20 protein-coding genes are annotated in these 19,774 nt (G+C 68.7%); 10 read left to right on the forward strand and 10 right to left on the reverse strand.

Going from position 1 to position 19,774, the window contains the following annotated elements:
• The 3 genes from VJS38_RS15095 to VJS38_RS15105 all read left to right on the forward strand — a co-directional run.
• A partial coding sequence (locus tag VJS38_RS15095; protein WP_324088975.1) for an HlyD family secretion protein occupies window positions 1-387 on the forward strand: 387 nt, incomplete at its 5' end.
• Window positions 384-1,301, forward strand: coding sequence for an ABC transporter ATP-binding protein (locus VJS38_RS15100; RefSeq protein WP_324088976.1), 918 nt, complete (start codon window positions 384-386; stop codon window positions 1,299-1,301). The genes VJS38_RS15095 and VJS38_RS15100, both read left to right, overlap by 4 nt.
• Window positions 1,298-2,431 (forward strand): ABC transporter permease, encoded by a 1,134-nt coding sequence (locus VJS38_RS15105; protein WP_324088977.1) that lies wholly within the window; start codon window positions 1,298-1,300, stop codon window positions 2,429-2,431. The genes VJS38_RS15100 and VJS38_RS15105 overlap by 4 nt, the downstream gene beginning before the upstream one ends.
• 414 nt (window positions 2,432-2,845) lie before the next feature.
• On the opposite strand, the gene flaF is transcribed toward VJS38_RS15105, so the two are convergent.
• Together flaF and flbT are read right to left on the reverse strand one after the other, a co-directional pair.
• The gene (gene flaF, locus VJS38_RS15110) at window positions 2,846-3,214 is read right to left on the reverse strand and encodes a flagellar biosynthesis regulator FlaF (protein ID WP_324088978.1); all 369 of its coding nucleotides are present in this window, start codon (window positions 3,212-3,214) and stop codon (window positions 2,846-2,848) included.
• Entirely contained in the window at window positions 3,174-3,599 is a 426-nt protein-coding gene (flbT, locus tag VJS38_RS15115) for a flagellar biosynthesis repressor FlbT (protein WP_324088979.1), read from the reverse strand. Before flbT ends, flaF begins: the two co-directional genes overlap by 41 nt.
• A gap of 201 nt (window positions 3,600-3,800) precedes the next feature.
• Here flbT and VJS38_RS15120 point away from each other — a divergent pair, with 201 nt between their 5' ends.
• From VJS38_RS15120 to VJS38_RS15135, 4 genes are all read left to right on the forward strand, one after another.
• A complete protein-coding gene (locus VJS38_RS15120; RefSeq protein ID WP_324088980.1) occupies window positions 3,801-5,591 on the forward strand; it encodes a tetratricopeptide repeat protein in 1,791 nt (596 codons plus the stop codon).
• Between the two features lie 573 nt (window positions 5,592-6,164).
• Window positions 6,165-6,710: a hypothetical protein gene (locus tag VJS38_RS15125; RefSeq protein ID WP_324088981.1), complete on the forward strand. Its 546-nt coding sequence runs from the start codon at window positions 6,165-6,167 to the stop codon at window positions 6,708-6,710.
• 119 nt (window positions 6,711-6,829) lie between these two features.
• Window positions 6,830-7,696, forward strand: coding sequence for a MoxR family ATPase (locus VJS38_RS15130; protein ID WP_324088982.1), 867 nt, complete (start codon window positions 6,830-6,832; stop codon window positions 7,694-7,696).
• Window positions 7,697-7,753: 57 nt separating this feature from the next.
• Window positions 7,754-8,422, forward strand: a complete 669-nt coding sequence (locus tag VJS38_RS15135; protein ID WP_324088983.1) for a hypothetical protein — start codon at window positions 7,754-7,756, stop codon at window positions 8,420-8,422.
• 4 nt (window positions 8,423-8,426) lie between these two features.
• Here VJS38_RS15135 and VJS38_RS15140 read toward each other — a convergent pair whose 3' ends face one another.
• Window positions 8,427-8,801 (reverse strand): hypothetical protein, encoded by a 375-nt coding sequence (locus VJS38_RS15140; protein WP_324088984.1) that lies wholly within the window; start codon window positions 8,799-8,801, stop codon window positions 8,427-8,429.
• A gap of 123 nt (window positions 8,802-8,924) precedes the next feature.
• Complete coding sequence (locus VJS38_RS15145) at window positions 8,925-9,737, reverse strand: universal stress protein (RefSeq protein ID WP_324088985.1); 813 nt, start codon at window positions 9,735-9,737, stop codon at window positions 8,925-8,927.
• Between the two features lie 108 nt (window positions 9,738-9,845).
• Between VJS38_RS15145 and VJS38_RS15150 the strand changes: the two genes are divergently transcribed.
• Window positions 9,846-10,490, forward strand: coding sequence for a YfbR-like 5'-deoxynucleotidase (locus tag VJS38_RS15150; RefSeq protein WP_414692449.1), 645 nt, complete (start codon window positions 9,846-9,848; stop codon window positions 10,488-10,490).
• A gap of 2 nt (window positions 10,491-10,492) precedes the next feature.
• Window positions 10,493-11,482, forward strand: coding sequence for an NUDIX hydrolase (locus tag VJS38_RS15155; RefSeq protein ID WP_324088987.1), 990 nt, complete (start codon window positions 10,493-10,495; stop codon window positions 11,480-11,482).
• Between the two features lie 106 nt (window positions 11,483-11,588).
• Here the strand turns inward: VJS38_RS15155 and VJS38_RS15160 are convergent, their stop codons facing one another.
• The 6 genes from VJS38_RS15160 to VJS38_RS15185 all read right to left on the reverse strand — a co-directional run bounded on the left by VJS38_RS15160 (window position 11,589) and on the right by VJS38_RS15185 (window position 19,148).
• Complete coding sequence (locus tag VJS38_RS15160) at window positions 11,589-12,131, reverse strand: porin family protein (protein WP_324088988.1); 543 nt, start codon at window positions 12,129-12,131, stop codon at window positions 11,589-11,591.
• Between the two features lie 349 nt (window positions 12,132-12,480).
• Entirely contained in the window at window positions 12,481-15,177 is a 2,697-nt protein-coding gene (ppdK, locus tag VJS38_RS15165) for a pyruvate, phosphate dikinase (RefSeq protein WP_324088989.1), read from the reverse strand.
• 15 nt (window positions 15,178-15,192) lie between these two features.
• Entirely contained in the window at window positions 15,193-17,202 is a 2,010-nt protein-coding gene (glyS, locus tag VJS38_RS15170) for a glycine--tRNA ligase subunit beta (protein WP_324088990.1), read from the reverse strand.
• Window positions 17,202-17,726 carry an endonuclease domain-containing protein gene (locus VJS38_RS15175; protein WP_324088991.1) on the reverse strand — a complete coding sequence of 175 codons (525 nt, stop codon included), beginning with the start codon at window positions 17,724-17,726 and terminating at the stop codon, window positions 17,202-17,204. Before VJS38_RS15175 ends, glyS begins: the two co-directional genes overlap by 1 nt.
• Window positions 17,726-18,610 carry a glycine--tRNA ligase subunit alpha gene (locus VJS38_RS15180; protein ID WP_324088992.1) on the reverse strand — a complete coding sequence of 295 codons (885 nt, stop codon included), beginning with the start codon at window positions 18,608-18,610 and terminating at the stop codon, window positions 17,726-17,728. The genes VJS38_RS15175 and VJS38_RS15180 overlap by 1 nt, the downstream gene beginning before the upstream one ends.
• Window positions 18,611-18,722: 112 nt before the next feature.
• Complete coding sequence (locus VJS38_RS15185) at window positions 18,723-19,148, reverse strand: hypothetical protein (RefSeq protein ID WP_324088993.1); 426 nt, start codon at window positions 19,146-19,148, stop codon at window positions 18,723-18,725.
• A gap of 486 nt (window positions 19,149-19,634) precedes the next feature.
• Here VJS38_RS15185 and VJS38_RS15190 point away from each other — a divergent pair.
• On the forward strand, window positions 19,635-19,774 hold a 140-nt coding region (locus tag VJS38_RS15190), incomplete at its 3' end, for a P-II family nitrogen regulator (protein ID WP_324087797.1).

Genomic DNA, 19,774 nt, shown 5'->3' on the forward strand with positions numbered 1-19,774 from the left:
GACGCCTCGCCCAGGGCCCCTTCCCCGGCCCGCGTCGAGGACGTCTATTTCCAGGCCGGCGAATGGGCGAGCGCCAACCAGGCGATCCTCTCGCTGCTGCCCGACGACCGCATCTGGGTCCGCTTCTTCGTCCCCGAGCGCCAGCTCGCCGCCTACCGCCTGGGAGGCGTGGTCCGCTTTTCCTGCGACGGCTGCGCGGCGGGGATGACGGCGAAGATCAGCTACATCAGCCCGCGGCCTGAATTCACTCCGCCGGTGATCTACAGCCGCGAGGCCCGCGACCGGCTGGTCTATCTGGTCGAGGCCCGCCCGTCCGCCCGGCTGAACCCGGGCCAGCCTGTCGACGTCGAGGCGCTGGAGCCCAAGTCTCGAGGGTCTGGTCGATGACCCTGGCCATCGACGTCACCGGCCTGAACAAGAGCTTCGGAACCAAGCGCGTCGTCGAGGACCTGTCGATCCAGCTCGAGCAGGGCCGGATCTGCGGCTTCCTGGGACCGAACGGCTCGGGCAAGACCACCACCCTGCGCATGCTCTGCGGGCTCTTGACGCCGGACAGCGGCCGCGGGACGTGCCTGGGCTTCGACATCCTGCGCGAGGCCGACCGGATCAAGCGCGAGACCGGCTACATGACCCAGCGGTTCTCGCTCTACGAGGACCTGACGATCGCCGAGAACCTGCAGTTCACCGCCCGGGTCTACGGCCTCGACCGGCGGCGCGAGCGGGTGGACGCGGCGCTCGAGCACCTGGGCCTGGCCAGCCGGCGCGACCAGCTGGCGGGGACGCTGTCGGGCGGCTGGAAGCAGCGCCTGGCGCTGGCGTCCGCCACGCTTCACGACCCCAAGCTGCTGCTGCTCGACGAGCCGACCGCCGGGGTCGACCCAAAGGCGCGCCGCACCTTCTGGGACGAGATCCACGAGCTCGCCGGCAAGGGCCTGACCGTCCTGGTCTCCACCCACTACATGGACGAGGCCGAGCGCTGCCACGAGATCGCCTACATCAGCTACGGCCGCCTGATCGCCCGCGGGACGGCCGAGGAGGTGGTGAAGAACTCCGGCCTGATCACCTTCCATGGCGAGGGACCGGACGTCGGCGCCCTGACCCACGAGCTTTCCGGCAAGCCAGGCGTCGAGACCGTCGCCCCCTTCGGCGCGGCCTTGCACGTCAGCGGGACCGACCGCGCCGAGCTCGATGCGGCGATCGCGCCCTGGCGGCGCGAGCCCTATCGCTGGACCGAGGTCGAGCCCACCCTGGAGGACGTCTTCATCCAGCTGATGGGCCAGGCGCAGGACAACTTCCGATGAACGGGTTCGACGTGAGCCGGGTGCTGGCCGTCCTGGTCAAGGAGTTCAAGCAGCTGACCCGCGACCGGCTGACCTACGCCATGATGCTGGCGATCCCGATCGTCCAGCTGCTGCTGTTCGGCTACGCCATCAACTCCGAGCCGCGCCACCTGCCGACCGCGGTGCTGATCCAGGACGACGGCCGCCTCAGTCGCTCGATCGTCGCGGGCCTGAAGAACTCCCGCTATTTCGATTTCATCGCCCAGGCGCGCAGCCCCGCGGAGCTGGACGCCATGGTCCGGCGCGGCGACGTCCAATTCGCGATCACCGTGCCCGGCGACTTCACGCGCCGCATGGTGCGGGGCGACAAGCCGCAGATCCTGGTCGAGGCCGACGCCACCGACCCGTCGGCGACCGGCGGCGCGGTGGCCGCGCTCGCCGCCCTGCCCGATCAGGCGCTCGCCCACGACCTCAAGGGCGCGCTGGAGCCCCGGGCCCGGGACGCCCAGCCGTTCGAGGTGGTGATCCACAGCCGCTACAATCCCGAAGCCATCACCGCCTACAACATCGTGCCGGGCCTCTTGGGCGTGATCCTCTCCCTGACGCTGGTGATGATGACCTCGCTCAGCGTCACCCGCGAGACCGAGCGCGGCACGATGGAGAGCCTTTTGGCCACGCCGCTCGAGCCGATCGAGGTGATGGTCGGCAAGCTCGCGCCCTACGTGCTGGTGGGGCTGGTGCAGACCAGCGTGATCCTGGTGATGGCCAAGCTGCTGTTCGCCGTGCCGATGGCCAACCTGGGCCCGGGCCTCTTCTTAGGCATCGCCCTCTTCATCGTCGGCTCGCTGGCGCTGGGATTCCTGATCTCGACGCTGGCCCGCTCGCAGCTGCAGGCCATGCAGATGAGCTTCTTCTACATGCTGCCGTCGATCCTGCTGTCGGGCTTCATGTTCCCGTTCCGCGGCATGCCGGCCTGGGCCCAGGCCATCGGCCAGGTGATCCCGGTGACCCATTTCCTGCGCGTGGTGCGCGGCTCGCTGCTCAAGGGCCAGCCGCTGGCCGACCAGTGGCGGGAGCTTTTGGCGCTCACAGCCTTCGTCTGCGTGGTGACCGCGCTGGCGATGCTGCGGTATCGGCGAACGCTGGATTAGAAGGGAATGCCCCTTATCCCTCCGCCCGTGTCATCCCGGAAGCCGCGCAGCGGCTGTCCGGGATCCATACACGCCGGCGGTGCAGAACTGGCGTCACGATCGCCACGCGGCCAATCTGCCTGGAGATCGAAGCCCCGGAAGCATCTGGCGATACGTTCCGACAAGCCGGATGTCTGCTTTCGGGAGCCGAGGCAAATCATGCCAGCGAGCCCGCGGTGACGTTGGCGTGCTCAACGCGTAGATTTTATTTTTCACCGGTCTTCCCCGCGAAAGCGGGGATCTAGGTGTTTTCTTGTTTCTGTACTGCTGACGCCTTCTTGGTTTCCCCAAAAAAGCCTGGATCCCCGCTTTCGCGGGGACGAGCGGCAAATAAGGGGTGGTGTCCACCCTTAACCGACATTCAAAACGTCCGGTCTACGCCGCCGCGGCCCGTCCATCCCCCCGCAGGCCCTGCATGATCATGCGGTTGACCTCGATCAGCGGCTCGATCTCCTCCTTGCGGCGGATCACCTCGCTGGTGTGCTTGCCGACCCAGATGCTGAGCGAAATGATCGCCGCGCGCAGGCTTTCGGGCAGGGCGTTGTCGGGGTCCGCGCAGGCGGTGCCCAGCACCGACCAGACGCGGCGGTTCCAGTCCAGCGCATCGATGCGGCCGCGCACGTCCTTCGGATCGCACTTGGCGGCGTCCATCAGGGCCAGCGTCACCTGCGCGAAGAGACGGTACTCCGTCTCCCGCGGGGTCTCAGCCCTGGTCGCTGCTTGCTGGTACGCTTGCAGGGACATTGCCCAACCTTTCGTCTTCGTACTCGATAAGCTTTCGGCAGAGCATCAGCGCCTTGTAGTATTCGCGCTCCATGCAGTACTTCGACACATCGACGCAATCGGCGAGAACCTTGGGATTACGGATGACCCCCATGAATTCGCTCATCCGGCGCACGAATTCATCGTAGTACCGCTCGGCCCCCGGCTCATCGAGGTACATCATCATCACCGGGAAGTAGATCCGCCGCGCCGGCGTATTGGCCTGCTCCTGCTGCATGATGTCCTTCTCGCGAAGGACAGAGGCCTTGTTCTGCAGGACCAGCACGCCGCGACGGTCGCCGTTCTGCACGACCGCCCCGTTGAGAACGAACCGTTCCCCGGGTTTCAGCGACAACTTTAGCGGCAATCCCGCCTCCCGATTTCACGCGCGCGAACCGGCGTTTCGATTCGACTCACCCCATTGTCGCCTTGTCTTCGGTCGAGCGCACTTCACAACGGTTACCGGGCGACTGTTAACGACCTCTTGCTCGGGCCGGAGAGCCCCCGCTTAAGCTTTGATTAAGCATGACGACGCGACCAAGGGACGATGCTCCAGGGAGATGAGTCGATGTCGCGTCAGGGCCCGAAGAGCGCGACGTCCGCCCAGGCGCTCGGCGCCGGCGCGGCGCCGATCCGCGCCCCCGGGATCGTCGACGAACTCGGCCAGGCCGGCTCGAAAAGCGCCCTCGCCCGGCTGAACGAGGCCATGGCCGAGGTCCGGGCGCTGGCGATCGCGCCGCTGATCCAGCGCGCCGTGGACGCCATCCGCGCCGACGACCACAAGACCGCCACCGAATATGCGCTGAAGGCGCTGGAGCAGGACGACCAGAACGGCTTCGCCTGGTACGCCCTGGGCATCGCGCGCGAGAAGGCCGGCGACTTCGCCTCCTCGGTCAAGGCCTACGAATCCGCGCTGCGGCTCGTGCCCGACCACGCCGAGGTGGCCAACGACCTCGGGCGCCTCGCCTTCCGCATGGGGATGCACGCCCAGGCGGAAAAGCTGTTCCTGCACTTCCTGGCCAAGCACCCGGACCACGCCGAGGCGATCAACAACCTCGCCTGCGCCGTCCGCGCCCAGCAGCGCTACGACGAGGCGATCGAGGTCTTAAAGCCGTTCCTGCTCCGGTTTCCGGAAAACGCGATGCTGTGGAACACCATGGGCTCGATCGTCACCGAGCAGGGCGACTACGCGACCGGCAAGCTGTTCTTCCAGGAGGCGGTCCAGCTCGAGCCCGACTTCTTCAAGGCGCGGTACAACCTGGGCAATTGCCTCCTGATGCTCGGCGAGACCCAGGCCGCGCTCGACGCCTGCGACGCCGCGCTGAGCGAGGTGGTGGCCGAGAACGAGCGGCAGATGATGCATATGGCCCGCGCGACCATGCTGGCGGGCCTCGGCCGGCTGGGCGAGGCCTGGGACGAGTACGAGTGCCGCATGCACCCGGACTTCAGCGAGGTCACCTACTTCGTCATGCGCGGCCCGCGCTGGGCGCCGGGCATGGACCTGAAGGGCAAGACCCTGCTGGTGCTGGGCGAGCAGGGGCTGGGGGACGAAATCCTGTTCGCCAATGCGCTGGGCGACGTCCTTCGGGACCTGGGCCCCGACGGCAAGCTGATGATCGGCGTCGAGAAGCGGCTGGTGGAGCTCTTCCAGCGCGGCTTCCCAAAGGCGGAAGTCTGCGCCCACATCACCGGCGCCATCGGCCTGCGTCCGGCGCGGACCTTGCCCGACAGCGTGGACGTCTCCGGCGTCGACCTGTGGACGCCGATGGGCTCGCTGCTGCGGGCCTATCGCCGCGCGGTGGAGGACTTCCCGGCGGCGCCGGCGAACATCGCCGCCGATCCCGCACGCGTGCAGGCCTGGCGCCGGCGCCTGGCGGAACTGCCCGGCCGCAAGGTCGGCATCCTGTGGAAGAGCAACATCACCAAGGACGCCCGCCACCGCTACTTCGCCGGCTTCGACGCCTGGGAGCCGGTGCTGCGTCAGCCGGGGGTGACCTTCGTCAACCTGCAGTACGGCGATTGCGCCGAGGAGCTGGCCCGCGCCAAGGCCCAGTTCGGCGTCGAGATCTGGCAGCCGCCCGGCGTCGACCTGAAGCAGGACCTGGACGAGGTGGCCGCGCTCTGCGCCGCCGTCGACCTGACGGTCGGCTTCTCCAACGCCACCTTCAACATCGCCGCCGCCCTGGGCGGCCCCTCCTGGCTGATCACCATCCCCGGCTCCTGGCCGCGGCTCGGCCTGCCCGACCGCTACGCCTGGTATCCGCAGGTCCGGGTCTTCGGCCTCGACCAGTTCGGCGACTGGAGCCCGGTGATGGGCCGGGTGGGCGCCGCGCTCGGCGAGTTCGCCCGCGAGGGATGAGGTCGCGGCCCGGCCGCCGCCGCCTCGCCGGCGGCGGGGTGCGCGGAAATGTCGCCGAACTGTCCAGAATCGTACAGACGCCCGGCGAGCCTTCCCTAGTATGCCCCTCAATAAATAACTCGCACCAGCGAGCAAGAGGGAGGAAACGTCTGTGGACCGGAGCATGCTCTACCGTGAGCAGGCGGTGTATTGCGCCGCGCTGCTGCCTCGAATCTCCGATCCGAAGAGAAGGGCTCTGGTGGAGCAGGAACACAGGGACTGGTTGGCCCTGGCCGACCAGCACCGTTCGTGGGCGGAAAGACCAGGCACGCCGCCGGTCCGTGGACCAATCGTTCCGGTCACCTGAGCCAGCCCGCCCGTCTGGCGCTCCTAGAGCGTTCGGCGGTTCGAATGAACCGCCGAACGCTCATAAGTTCTCGAAGTTAGACCATTCGCTGCGCCGAACCGGCATCCACTTCGGCGGCGAATGGTCTAGCTCGCCCGCTTCGCTGCACGCCGGCTGAACCCGAGCCCCGCCTCAGGGATTGTCTTGCCGAACGGCGCGTGGTCGCGCCCCAGCGCAGGAGACGTCCCATGCCCGGCGTGAACTTCGAGAGCGACAACGAGGACTTCGACGGTCAGGACCTTGCGGAGACCTTCGACGAGAGCATGACCGTCGGCGGCGAGGGCGACGTGTCGCTGGGCGGAGACTCGCCGCTGCCCATCGGCGAGGACATGCGCACCTTCGAGGAGCTGCCGGACGTCTATGACGTGACCCGCCGCGCCGGCGACCGCGACGACGAGGAGGAGCTGGCGCTGGACGCCGACGAGTTCGACCTCGACGCCTTCGGCGACGGCGACGGCGAGGACGACGACGAGCTCGACTACGGCGCGGTCGACGCCGACCACGAGGACGACCTCGACGGCCTGGGCGCCGAGCCGGGCTCGGAGTTCGACGACGATCAGCTCACGGCCAGCGACATCGAGGGCCTGGACCAGGTGCGCGACCGCAACGAGGTGTCGGGCGGCGAGGACGACTTCACCAACTTCTCGGCCCGCAACGTCAGCGACGAGGACCTACGCCGGATGGGCTATTCGGAGACCCGCGACGGCCAGACCCGGGCGCGGCGGGACAAATAGCGGCGTCTGGCCGTCCGCCGCCGCGCCGCCAACCGGCTTGCAACAGACGATCCGGCCTTTAGTTTGAACCGTCTGAAACAGTCGTTCGAAGGCGGGCCGCGGAGCCTGCGGGAGCCGTGATGAGTCAGCGTTTCGAGGGCACCGACAACTACGTCGCCACCGAGGACCTCAAGGTCGCCGTCAACGCGGCGATCGCGCTGGAGCGGCCGCTGCTGATCAAGGGCGAACCGGGCACCGGCAAGACGGTGCTGGCCGAGGAGATCGCCCGCGCGCTCGATGCGCCGCTGATCACCTGGCACATCAAGTCGACGACCAAGGCCGTCCAGGGCCTCTACGAATACGACGCCGTCTCGCGCCTGCGCGACAGCCAGCTCGGCGACGAGCGGGTCAAGGAGGTCCGCAACTACATCCGCAAGGGCAAGCTCTGGGAGGCCTTCGACCGCGAACGGCGCCCGGTGCTGCTGATCGACGAGATCGACAAGGCCGACATCGAGTTCCCGAACGATCTCCTGCAGGAGCTCGATCGGATGGAGTTCTACGTCTACGAGACCAACGAGACCATCAAGGCGGCGGTGCGGCCCGTGGTGGTGATCACTTCGAACAACGAGAAGGAGCTGCCGGACGCCTTCCTGCGCCGCTGCTTCTTCCACTACATCAGCTTCCCCGACGCCGGAACGATGAACGAGATCGTCGAGGTGCACTATCCGGGCATCAAGCAGAAGCTGGTCGCCGAGGCGCTGCGCATCTTCTACGATATGCGCAAGGTCCCCGGCCTGAAGAAGAAGCCGTCGACGTCCGAGCTGCTCGACTGGCTGAAGCTCTTGATGGTCGAGGACATCGACGCCGAGGTGCTGAGCCAGAGCGATCCGGCCAAGCTGATCCCGCCGCTGCACGGCGCGCTCCTGAAGAACGAACAGGACGTCCATCTCTTCGAGCGGCTGGCGTTCCTCGCCCGACGCGACAACGTCCTGCGCCCCGGCCGATAGACGTCTTACGGCGAATTCACTCGCGTCGCGCGAGGCGCGCGACCAGACTTCCCGGTCATGAAGCCTCCGCCATCCGCCCTCGCCGTCGCGCTCTGGGCGGCGATCGCAGCCAGCCTTTCTGCTTGCGGGCCCAGCCCGGCGCTCCGCCGCACCGCTCTCGACTGTCCTCAGAAACAGGGCGCGCTGACGCGCGCCAGCGTCTCGACGGACGGCCGCGCCTGCGCCTACACGGACGACGAGGGTGACGAGGTCTCGCTGCGCCTGATCCCGGTTACGGGCTCGCCGGCGGCGACGCTGGCGCCGATCGAGCGGCGCCTGCAGGCCATGGCCAGTCCGCCCAAGCCGGTGGAATGGGACGGCGGCGATCATGCCGACGAGCGCGCCGACATCCATCTGCCGGGCGTCAGCATCCAGGCGGCCGGCGACCGGGCGAACGTGCGGGTGGGCTCCCTGCACGTCGACGCCGGAGGCGGCGGCGCGGTGATCCGCGAGGCCCGCGACACCCGGCTCAGGGGCGAGCAGCTGTCGCCCGAGCGGCGCGGCTACCGGGCGGCCTTCATCGTCGCCGGAAGCGGCCTGCCCGACGGGCTGACGACGCTGGGCTACATCGCCGGCGGCCCGAAGACCGGGCCGCTCACCGTTGCGGTGCTGAAGATGAAGACCCGCGACGGCGGTGTCGTGCACCGCGACGTCACCCGCCTCGTCCGGAGCAACGGCGGCATCTGAGGGGTCAGGCCGTGGGCATCACCTCGACCACCTTGTAGGTCAGCGGCCGGCCGTCCTCGTCGGTCACGGTGACGTATTCGCCGACGGCGAACCGGTGCTGGCCCAGCCGGTGGACGGGCTCATCGTCGGTGGTCTCATCCTCGTCATAGTCGAAGAACCACCGCTGGCCGCGCCGGTTCAGGCGGCCGTCGACCGGGTCCTCGTCGGGCGCGAAGCGGCGCACCGTGCAGTTGGCGCGCGACTTGGCGAAGGCGCTTTCGTCCAGGTGTCCGTCACCCGTCAGGGGCGCCGTCAGCGCATAGCCGCGATGGTCGTCGCCGCCGGCGAATTCCGTGCCAGGGTTGCGGGCAAGCCGCATGACGATCCGCGACAGGGTCATCTTCGCACCTCTTCCTCGCCAGAGCCCCTTCCCCCAGGCGTCGTCGCCCAGACCGACGAGAAGGTCTCGATTCCAAATGCTTAACGCGCGAAAGGCCGCTCAGGCAGCGTCTCGGCCGGCCGACTAATGAGAGAGAAACAGCGACGGCCCCTCGGAGTTCAACAGCGTTCGCGTCGTGCCTCCGAAGATGAACTCCTGCAGGCGCGTATGGCCGAAGGCGCCGGCCACCAGGATCGAGGCCCCGGCCCGGCTCGCCGCGTCCAGCAGCGCATGGCCCACGTCCCCGCCGCCGGTCAGGAGCTCGATCTCGGCCGCCACGCCGCGCTGGCGGTAGTAGTCCTGCAGACGCGCCGGATCGATGTTGCGGGCGCCGGACTTGGGCGCCGAGACGATCACCACCCGGGCGGCCTTCTCCAGCAGCGGCAGGGCCAGGCGCGCGGCGCGCGAGGCCTCCTTGCCGCCCTCCCAGGCGACCATGATGCAGCCGTCGATCCGCAGGTTTCGCCGCGCCACCAGCACCGGACGCTGCTCGTCGGCGACCATCTGCTGGAACGACTCCGCCAGCGCGCCGCGCCCGCGCGGCGGCCCGTCGGTGAACACCACCACGTCCGACAGCCGGCTTTCCGCGGACAGCCCGGCCCAGACCGGGGTCTGCAGGCTGAGGAACCGCAGCTTGCCGTAGGTGCAGCGCCCGGCCGCCTCGCGGGCGTGGGCCTCGCCGATCTCGGCCGCCTCCTTCAGCGATTCCAGCGCGGTCGCCTGCACCCCGCCCATGAAGCTGTCGCCCATCCAGGGCATGACGTCGGCGACATCGGCCGGCGTGTAGACGCCCAGCAGCTCCGCGCCGAACGGCTCGGCCAGCGAGACGCCCGCGGCCAATGCATCCGCGTCCTCCTGGCCGCCCGAAAGCGGCGCCATGATCCTCGCCCAACTCATTGCAAGGCCCCTTCCCTATCTTTCGGTTGGACCATTGGCCTCACGCCTGCATTGATCTTTGTCAGACGTTCCTTCAGTGACGCCTTAGCTATTGAGAGGAATGCATTGGTGACGAAAGGGCTGCGTCGAGCGTCCAACGCGCCGAGAGCCTGGCAGCGCATGTTGTCGGGGCGCCGCCTGGACCTGCTCGATCCCTCGCCGATGGACATCGAGATCGAGGACATCGCCCACGGCCTCGCCCGGGTCGCCCGCTGGAACGGCCAGACGCTCGGCGAGCACGCCTTCTCGGTCGCCCAGCACTCGGTGGTGGTGGAGGAGATCGTCGCCCACGTGCAGCCCGACATCGAGCCGCGCTGGCGTCTGGCGGCGCTGCTGCACGACGCGTCCGAATATGTGATCGGCGACATGATCTCGCCCTTCAAGTCCGCGCTCGGCGTCGATTATCGCACGTTCGAGGACCGGCTGGAGGGCGCGATCCACATCCGCTTCGGCCTGCCGGCCAAGGCCCCGGCGCCGATCAAGAAGCTGATCAAGCAGGCCGACCGCGCTTGCGCCTTCTTCGAGGCGACCCAGCTGGCCGGCTTCGCCCACGCCGAGGCGCTCAGCCTGTTCGGCGCCCCGCCGGAAGGCTACGCGCTCGCCATCGAGCCCTGGCCGGCGAGCCTCGCCCAGACCCGTTATGTGCAGCGCTTCCATCTGCTGTCGGAGGCGGCGGGCTATTCGCCCGCGCCCGCGGCCTTCGAGACGGAGTAGTCGTGCCGCATTCGGTGGTGATCGGGCTGTCGGCGGTGGTGGTGGCGATCCGCGACGGCGAAGCCGTGGTGCTGACCGTCCAGCCGCGCGGCCAGGAGTTGCAGGGCCTGCCCTTCGGCCCGTTCGACCCGGCCGGCGACCGCACCTTCGAACTGGCGCTGCGCGCCTTCGTGACCGAGCAGACCCGCTTCAACCTGGGCTATGTCGAGCAGCTCTACACCTTCGGCGACAAGGGCCGCGACGCGCCGCTGGCCGACCTGGGCGCCGGCTTGGGCGGCGCCGGTTCGGAGGGCGCCGCGCGGGTGATCTCGGTGGGCTATCTGGCGCTGGCGCCGGCGGCGCTGGACCGCCACTCCGCTGAATCCGACTGGCGGCCCTGGGTGCGCTTTTTCCCCTGGGAGGACTGGCGCGAAGGCCGGCCGAGCGCGCTCGCGCCCATCGAGGAGGCGCTGCGCCGCTGGGCGGGCGGCGATCCCCAGCGCCTCTCCCGCGCCCGCCTGCTGTTCGCCATGGAAGGGGCGATGTGGAACGAGGAGCGGGTGCTGGAGCGCTATGAGCTGCTCTACGAGGCGGGGCTCGCGCCCGAGGCCGCCCGCGACCGCGGCGAACGGCCGCTGGACCCGCCGGAGCGGTTGCGGCGAGCGTTGGGCGAGCCGATGATCTCCGACCACCGCCGGATCCTGGCCACGGCGCTCTCGCGCCTGCGCGGCAAGATCCGCTACCGGCCGGTGGTGTTCGAGCTCTTGCCCGAGTCCTTCACCCTGTCGGCCCTGCAGCGGGCGGTGGAGGCGATCCTGGGTGCGCCGATGCACAAGCAGAACTTCCGCCGGGCGCTGGAGCGGGCCGAGATGGTGGAGGGCCTGGGCCGCCTGGAGACCGACACCGGCGGACGCCCCGCCGAGCTCTTCCGCTTCCGCCGCGAGGCGCTCCGCGCGCGACCGGCCACGGGGCTGACGACGCCGCTGCTGCGGGTGGAGGATGCTCCCCCATAGGGCGGGGCGATCGTAATGCCGAACGCCCCCTCCGTTTCGCTTCGCGAGCCGCCTCCCCTGCGTGCGGGGGAGCTGTCGCGAAGCGACTGAGGGGGCATCCTGCGCCTTAGAACTTCCGGTTGTAGCCCACCGACCAGACGTCGGCGTGGCCGGCGTCGTGGCCCTGGAACTCCTGGCGGGTGTACTCGGCGCGGACGCCGTTGTGGGCGTCCAGCTTGTACTGGGCGCCGCCGCCGAAGTTCCAGGAATCCTGGCCGTCGGAGGCGCTGACGCCGCCCAGCGAGGTGGTCGTCTTGGTGTGGCCGTAGCCCACCCGGCCCAGGAGGTCGAACTGCGGCGACAGCGGCACGAAGCCCACGCCGTAGATCGCTTCTTCGTGGTCCAGCTTCACCTTGGCGTCGACGCCGGGAGCGACGGCCACCTTGTCCTTGTCGAGGCCGCCGGCGACCTCGCCTTCCACGCCGACATAGTCGTTGAAGCGATAGCCGAGCCGGCCCTGGATTGCATTGATGTTGGCGTCGCCGATTCCGAAGTTCGAATAACCCAGGTTTCCGTATACGCCGGTATTGGCGGTGGGCTGAACTTGCGCGAAAGCCGGCGCTGAGACGGCGGCGACAGCGATGGAAGCCGCAGCGATGAGAAACTTCATTAATTTTACTCCACACTCGAACTGAGCCTGCGTCCCTCGACTGGGTCTCAGTTCGGCGTCAAACGCGGCGAGCTCGGGTCGGTTCGGCGACCGGCCGGTGACAGAGACGCATGTGTGGCAGGAACGCCACACCTATGGGTGGCGCGCAGAGCACATCAAGGGATGGGATATCCCACGGCGTGGCGGGCGAACTTCGGCGTCATCCCGGAAGCCGCCAAGCGGCTGTCCAGAACCCATGAACACGGAGTTTGCCGCGCCAGGCACCGCGCCCGACGCGGCGAGACCGGTGCGTATGGGTCCCGGTCTTCGACGCTGCGCGCCGAAACCGGGATGACAATGAGATCAGAACCTACCGATCCTTCTCGCGCTCGCCGATCGCCGCCTGGGCGGCGGCGAGGCGGGCGATCGGCACGCGGTAGGCCGAGCAGGAGACGTAATCCAGCCCCACGGTCTCGCAGAACTGGATCGAGGCCGGATCGCCCCCGTGCTCGCCGCAGATGCCGAGCTTGACGTCGGGCCGCACCGCCCGGCCCCGCTCGGCCGCCAGCCGGACGAGGTCGCCGACTCCGTCCTGGTCGAGACTGACGAAGGGGTCCTTCTCGAAGATCCCCTTCTCGATATAGGCGTTGAGGAACCGGCCCGAGTCGTCGCGGCTGATGCCGAAGGTGGTCTGGGTCAGGTCGTTGGTGCCGAAGGAGAAGAACTCGGCGTTCTCGGCCAGGTCGCCGGCGCGGATCGCCGCCCGGGGCAGCTCGATCATGGTGCCGACCTTGTAGTCGATCGCGCAGCCCTTCTCGGCGACCACCGCCTTGGCCGTGCGGTCGGTGAGTTCGCGCAGGAACTTCATCTCCTCGCCCTTGGCGACCAGCGGGTGCATGATCTCCGGGATCGGCGCAGGCTTGCCCTGGGCCACGATCTCGCAGGCCGCCTCGATGATGGCGCGGACCTGCATCTCATAGATCTCGGGATAGGACACGCCCAGGCGGCAGCCGCGGTGGCCCAGCATCGGGTTCACCTCGTGCAGCTCCTGGGCCCGACGCAGCAGCTTGGCGGCGTCGAGGCCGGTGGCCGCCGCCACCGCGGCCACGTCCTCTTCGGTGTGCGGCAGGAACTCGTGCAGCGGCGGGTCGAGCAGGCGGATGGTGACCGGCAGGCCTTCCATGATGCCAAACAGCTCGACGAAGTCCTGGCGCTGCATCGGCAGGATCTTGGCCAGCGCCGCCCGGCGGCCGGCCTCGTCGTCGGCCAGGATCATCTCGCGCACCGCCGCGATCCGGTCGGGATCGAAGAACATGTGCTCGGTGCGGCAGAGCCCGATGCCCTCGGCGCCGAACTGACGCGCGGTCTTGGCGTCGATCGCGGTCTCGGCGTTGGCCCTAACCTTCAGCCGGCGCACGGCGTCGGCCCAGCCCATCAGGGTGGCGAAGTCGCCGGAGAGCTCCGGCTCGATCATCTTCACCGCCCCGATCAGCACCTCGCCGGTCGAGCCGTCGATGGTGACGACTTCACCGGCCCTGATGGTCTTGCCGCGGGCGTGGAACTCCTGAGCCTTGCCGTCGATGTGAATCTCGCCGGCGCCGGAGACGCAAGGCCGGCCCATGCCGCGGGCGACTACGGCGGCGTGGCTGGTCATGCCGCCGCGGGCGGTGACGACGCCGCGGGCGGCGTCCATGCCGCGGATGTCCTCCGGGCTGGTCTCCTCACGCACCAGGATCACCGCCTCGCCCGCGCCGCCCAGGCGCTCGGCCTCCTCGGCGGTGAAGACCACCTTGCCGGTGGCCGCGCCAGGCGAGGCCGGCAGGCCGACGGCCACCACGTCCCGGGGGCTCGCCGGGTCGATCGTCGGGTGCAGCAGCTGGTCGAGCGAGGCGGGCTCGACGCGCATCACCGCCTCGCCTTGCGTGATCAGCCCCTCGGAGGCGAGGTCGACGGCGACCTTCAGCGCGGCCTTGGCGGTGCGCTTGCCGTTGCGAGTCTGGAGCATGTAAAGCCGCCCCTGCTCGACGGTGAACTCGATGTCCTGCATGTCGCGGTAGTGCGTCTCGAGCTTCTCGACGACGGCCTTGAACTGGACGAAGACCTCCGGCAGCGCCTCTTCCATCGACGGCTGGCGGTCGCCCATCTCCTCGCGCGCGGCCTTGGTCAGCGCCTGCGGCGTGCGGATGCCGGCGACCACGTCCTCGCCCTGGGCGTTGATCAGGAACTCGCCGTAGAGCCGGTTCTCGCCGGTCGAGGGGTTGCGGGTGAAGGCCACGCCCGTCGCCGAGGTGTCGCCCATGTTGCCGAACACCATCGACTGGACGTTCACCGCCGTGCCCCAGCTCTCCGGGATGTCGTGCATGCGGCGGTAGAACTTCGCCCGGTCGTTCATCCAGCTGGCGAACACCGCGCCGATCGCACCCCACAGCTGGTCGTGGGCGTCCTGCGGGAAGGGCTTGCGGATCTCGGCGGCGACCGCGTCCTTGTAGGCGGCGACCACCGCCTCCCAGTCGTCGGCGGAGAGGCCGGTGTCGACGTGGATGTCGAGCCGGTCCTTATGCTCGTCGAGGATTTCCTCGAACATGTGATGGTCCAGGCCCAGCACCACGTTCGAGTACATCTGGATGAAGCGGCGGTAGGAATCGAAGGCGAAGCGGCGGTCGCCCGAGAGCCTGGCCAGCCCCTCCACCGTCTGGTCGTTGAGGCCCAGGTTCAGGACCGTGTCCATCATGCCCGGCATCGAGGCCCGCGCGCCGGAGCGCACCGAGACCAGCAGCGGATTGGCCGGGTCGCCGAAGGTCTTGCCGGTCAGCTCCTCGACGCGGGCGAGGCCGGCGGCCACCTGGTCCTTCAGCTCGGCCGGATAGGTGCTGCCGCGGGCGTAGTAGTGGGTGCAGCACTCGGTCGTGATGGTGAAGCCGGGCGGCACCGGCAGGCCCAGCGCCGACATCTCGGCGAGGTTGGCCCCCTTGCCGCCCAGCAGGTTCTTCATCGAGGCGTCGCCGTCGGCGCCGCCGCCGCCGAAGGCATAGACCCAGCGCGTCTTCACCATCGTGTCGGCCACCATGTGCGTGGTCCCTCTTCAGCCCGTCACTTGTGAGAAGTCCGCCACGCGTCCCATGGCGTCGCGGACCTTGGCCAGAAGGCGCAGACGGTTGTCGCGTTCCTCTGGCACGTCGGAGTTCACCAGAACCTTGTCGAAAAAGGCGTCGACGGGCGCGCGCAAATTGGCGAGCTCGCGCATGGCGCCCTCGAAATCCTCACGGCCAAGGCTTTTTTCGACCTCGATCTGCACGTGGCCGGCCATGTTGATCAGGCCTGCCTCTTCCGGCGGCGCGTCCGGCATGTCGACCGGCTCGCCCACGGGCAGCGGCCCCTTCTTCTCCTCGGCGCGCAGGATGTTCACCGCACGCTTGTACCCGGCCAGCAGGTTCTTGCCATCCTCCGTCCCGAGGAAACGGTCCAGGTGGTCGACCCGGCTGACGATCCGCACCAGGTCGTCGTCGCCGAGCGCGAAGACCGCGTCGACCAGGTCGTGCCGCTGACCCTGCTCGCGTAGGAGGACTTTCAGGCGGTCGGCGAAGAAGCCGAGCAGGTCGGCCGACGCCACCGTTTTCAGCGGCAGCCGCGTGCGGGTCTGCAGGACGATGCGGATCACGCCCAGCGCGGCGCGGCGAAGCGCGAACGGGTCTTTCGAGCCGGTGGGCTTCTCGTCGATGCCGAAGAAGCTGACCAGGGTGTCGAGCTTGTCGGCCAAGGCCACGGTCGCGGCGACGGCCTGCACCGGCACGTCGTCGTTCGGCCCCTGCGGACGGTAGTGCTGGCGGATGGCGTCGACGATCTCCGGATCGAGCCCCTCCTTGTCGGCGTAGTAGGCGCCCATGATCCCCTGCAGCTCGGGGAACTCGCCGACCATGCCGCTGACGAGGTCGGCCTTGGCTAGGCGCGCGGCCAGCACCGCCTTGGCGCGGGTCTCGGCGTCGTCGCGGACATAGGGCGCGAGCTCGCCGGCCAGGGCCGCGATCCGCTCCACCCGCTCGTACATCGTGCCGAGCTTGGCGTGGAAGGTGACGCCCTTCAGCTTCTCCAGCCGGTCCTCCAGATGGACCTTCAGGTCCTCGTTCCAGAAGAACCGCGCGTCGGAGAGGCGCGCCGAGAGCACCTTGGCGTTGCCCTTGGCGATGGTCGTCCCGCCATCGGTCGCCGCGATGTTGGCGACGGTGACGAAGTGCGGGACCAGGAAGCCGGTCGCCGGGTCGCGGACGGCGAAATAGCGCTGGTGCACCCGCATCGAGGTGCGGATCACCTCCGGCGGCAGGTCGAGGAAGGCCGGATCCATCTCGCCCATCACCGGCGTCGGCCATTCGGCGAGGCCCGCGACCTCGTCCAGCAGCCCCTCGTCCTCCACAAGCTGGAAGTTGCGTGCGAAGCAGAGCGTGCGCGCGGCGTCCATGATCCGCTCCTTGCGCTCCTCCGGATCGAGGACCACGAAGTTGCGGGCCAGCCCATCCTGGTACTGGTCGAAGTCGCGCGCGCGGATCGGCTCCTTCGAGCCCATGAAACGGTGGCCCTCGGTCAGGTCGCCGCTTTCGATCCCATCGATCTCGAACGGCACGACCTCGCCGTCGAAGACGCAGAGGATGCGCTTCAGCGGCCGCACCCAGCGCAGCCTGCTGGTCCCGGAGACCATCGACTTCGGCCAGGGGAAGGCGCGGACGATCGCTTCGACCGTCTCGGCGACGATTTCGGGCGTCGGCCGGCCGGGCTTGTGCAGGTGGGCGAAATAGACGCCGTCGCGCTCGATCAGCTGCTCGCGCGAAAGGCCCGTCGAGCGCAGAAAACCCTCGATCGCCTGGTCCGGCGCGCCGACGCGGGGCCCCTTGCGCTCCTCGTGGCGCTCGGCCTGGGCGCTCGGCAGGCCCTCGGCGACCAGGGTCAGGCGACGAGGCCCGGCGAAGGTCTTCAGCGCCTCGGGCAGGAAGCCCTCCTTGGCCAGGGCCTCACGGAACATCCGCTCAAGGTCGCGCGCGCCTTGCGCCTGCATGCGCGCGGGGATCTCTTCGGAGAGCAGTTCGAGAAGGAGCTGGGGCATCAGGAAACTTTGTAATCTTCATCTCCCTTCCCCCTCGATGGGGGAAGGGGCGGGGATGGGGGTGTGTGCACGGCGCCGGATGGACGCGCAACGGTCGGCTCCGAGCCCAGAGCGAACTCGCCAGCCAGCGCACCGGCCTCACCCCCACCCAACCCTCCCCCATCGAGGGGGAGGGCTAGGGCTGTTCGAACCGCATCGACGACCCCGTAGAGGTCGTTGAGCACCTGGACGTCGGTGAAGCGCAGGACCGTGTAGCCCTGGGTTTCCAGCCAGGCTGTCCGCTCGATATCGCGCAGCGCTACCTCGGGCAGCCGCTCGTGGACGCCGCCTTCGACCTCAATCACCACCTTCTTCGAGTGGCAGGCGAAGTCGGCGACGTAACGGCCAATCGGAGCCTGCCGACGGATGTGGACGTCGAGCCTGCGCAGCTCCTTCCAGAGCTTCTGCTCCGGATAGTTCATCCGGGCGCGCAGCCCCCTCGCCCGCCGCACTGCGCCCGGCGCATGACCGCCATGGGCGAACATCACCCGTTCCCGCCCTGCTGGCCCACCCAGGCTTCGGCGCACTGTTTGCAGAGGTCCCGGATGCGGCCGATGTAGCTCTGGCGCTCGGCGACGGCGATCGCGCCGCGGGCGTCCATGATGTTGAACAGGTGGCTGGCCTTCAGCACGTGGTCATAGGCCGGCAGCACCAGGTTCTGCCCCTGGCGGCCGCGCGAGTTCAGGATCTCCGGGACCATCCGCTCCATGTCCTGGAACTGGCGCTGGAAGGTCGCCACGTCCGCCACCTCGAGCTCGAAGGCCGAGAACTGCTGCTCGTTGGCCAGGAAGATGTCGCCGTAGGTGAACTCGTCGTTGTAGGCGAGCTCGTAGACGCTGTCCTTGTTCTGCAGATAGAGCGCCAGGCGCTCCAGGCCGTAGGTCAGTTCGCCGGCCACCGGGAAGACGTCGAGCCCGCCCACCTGCTGGAAGTAGGTGTACTGGGTGATCTCCATGCCGTCGCACCAGACCTCCCAGCCAAGGCCCCAGGCGCCGACGGTCGGGTTCTCCCAGTCGTCCTCGACGAAGCGGATGTCGTGGACCATCGGATCGATGCCGATCGCCTCCAGAGAGCCCAGGTAGAGGTCCTGCAGATTCGGCGGGTTGGGCTTCAGGATCACCTGGTACTGGTGGTGCTGGTGCAGCCGGTTGGGGTTCTCGCCATAGCGGCCATCGGCCGGGCGACGCGACGGCTGGACGTAGGCCACCTTCCACGGCTTCGGGCCCAGCGCCCGCAGCACCGTCATCGGATTGAGCGTGCCGGCGCCCACCTCGACGTCGTAGGCCTGCACAATGGTGCAGCCCTGGCGGCTCCAATAGTCGTGCAATTTCAGGAACAGACCCTGAAACGAAAGCGGCTTTTCAGACATGAAATGGGGTGGTTTCGCGGGCGCAAAAAAAGTCGGCGGACCATAGGGCCCGCCGACCTTCGCTTCAAGCCGCGCTGCAGACGCCGACGCCTGGTTCTTGAGCTTTACCGGCTCAATTGCCCTTCGGCGCGGTGCGACGGCCGGCGTTGGAATTCGGGCCGCCGAACTTTTCACGGTTCTCCCGCGTGTCCGGCACCGGGTTCATGGCCATCGTGGTGGTGGTCACGCTGGCGCCCTGGCCGTAGGTGGTGGCCGAGGTGGCGCCGACGCCCGTCGAGCCGGTGTCGCTCGGGGCGGTGGCGCTGGACGGGGCCGCCTGCTCGCTCGTCGCCGGAGCGGCGGATGAGGACGGGCCGCTCATCGAGCCGGTGTCGCCCGGCGCGCCCGCGCCCGAGCTCGGCGTGTTCGGCGACGTCACGCTGCCCGCGGCGCCCGAGGTCGTGTCGGAGGTCGGCGGGCTGGAGGTGGCCTGGGCGTAGGCCGCACCGGCGATCAGTCCGCAGGCCGCGACGGCGCCAAAGAGATAGTTGAGTTTCATCTGGAGCTCCTTGGTTTGGATTGGCTTCTGCCGCCCCCCGCCCCCATCGACTCCTCGCCGCGCACCGCCCGCCGCAGGCCAGCCGCGCAAGATGCGGCGGCGGCGATCGGAAGCAGCTTCCGTGACATGGGGTCCTCGATCGGCCTCGGCCGCGACGTGGAATGGCGCCGCGGTCGTTGCGCTCTCTACGCCTGCGAAGCTTGGGGGTTCCGGCCTCACGCCGTCGTGAACGCGAAGCGCCGCTTGAGGCCCGAGATGACCGCCCCGTGGTCACAATCTGCCCAATAATAATGCTCGCCCGATTTACCTTGCCCACCGTTTCATCAGACTGCACATTCTTAAGGCTGTGCAGCCCCCTTGGAGCGCGGGTTCGCGCGGCGCACCGCTAGCGTCGCATCGCCGTCGCGTCTCGCCCTCCAGCGTCGCCGCACGGCGCAACGCAACAACAAGGGGCGGGCCTCCGCGGGGGTCGCGCGGGAACGAGCGATGAAACTGATCATGGCGGTCGTCAAACCCTTCAAGCTGGACGACGTGCGCGAAGCGCTCGTGGCGGCCGGCGTCGAAGGCCTGACGGTCTCGGAGGTCAAGGGCTACGGCCGGCAGAAGGGCCAGACCGAGATCTACCG

The organism is Phenylobacterium sp., assembly GCF_035276905.1.
GTDB lineage: Bacteria > Pseudomonadota > Alphaproteobacteria > Caulobacterales > Caulobacteraceae > Phenylobacterium.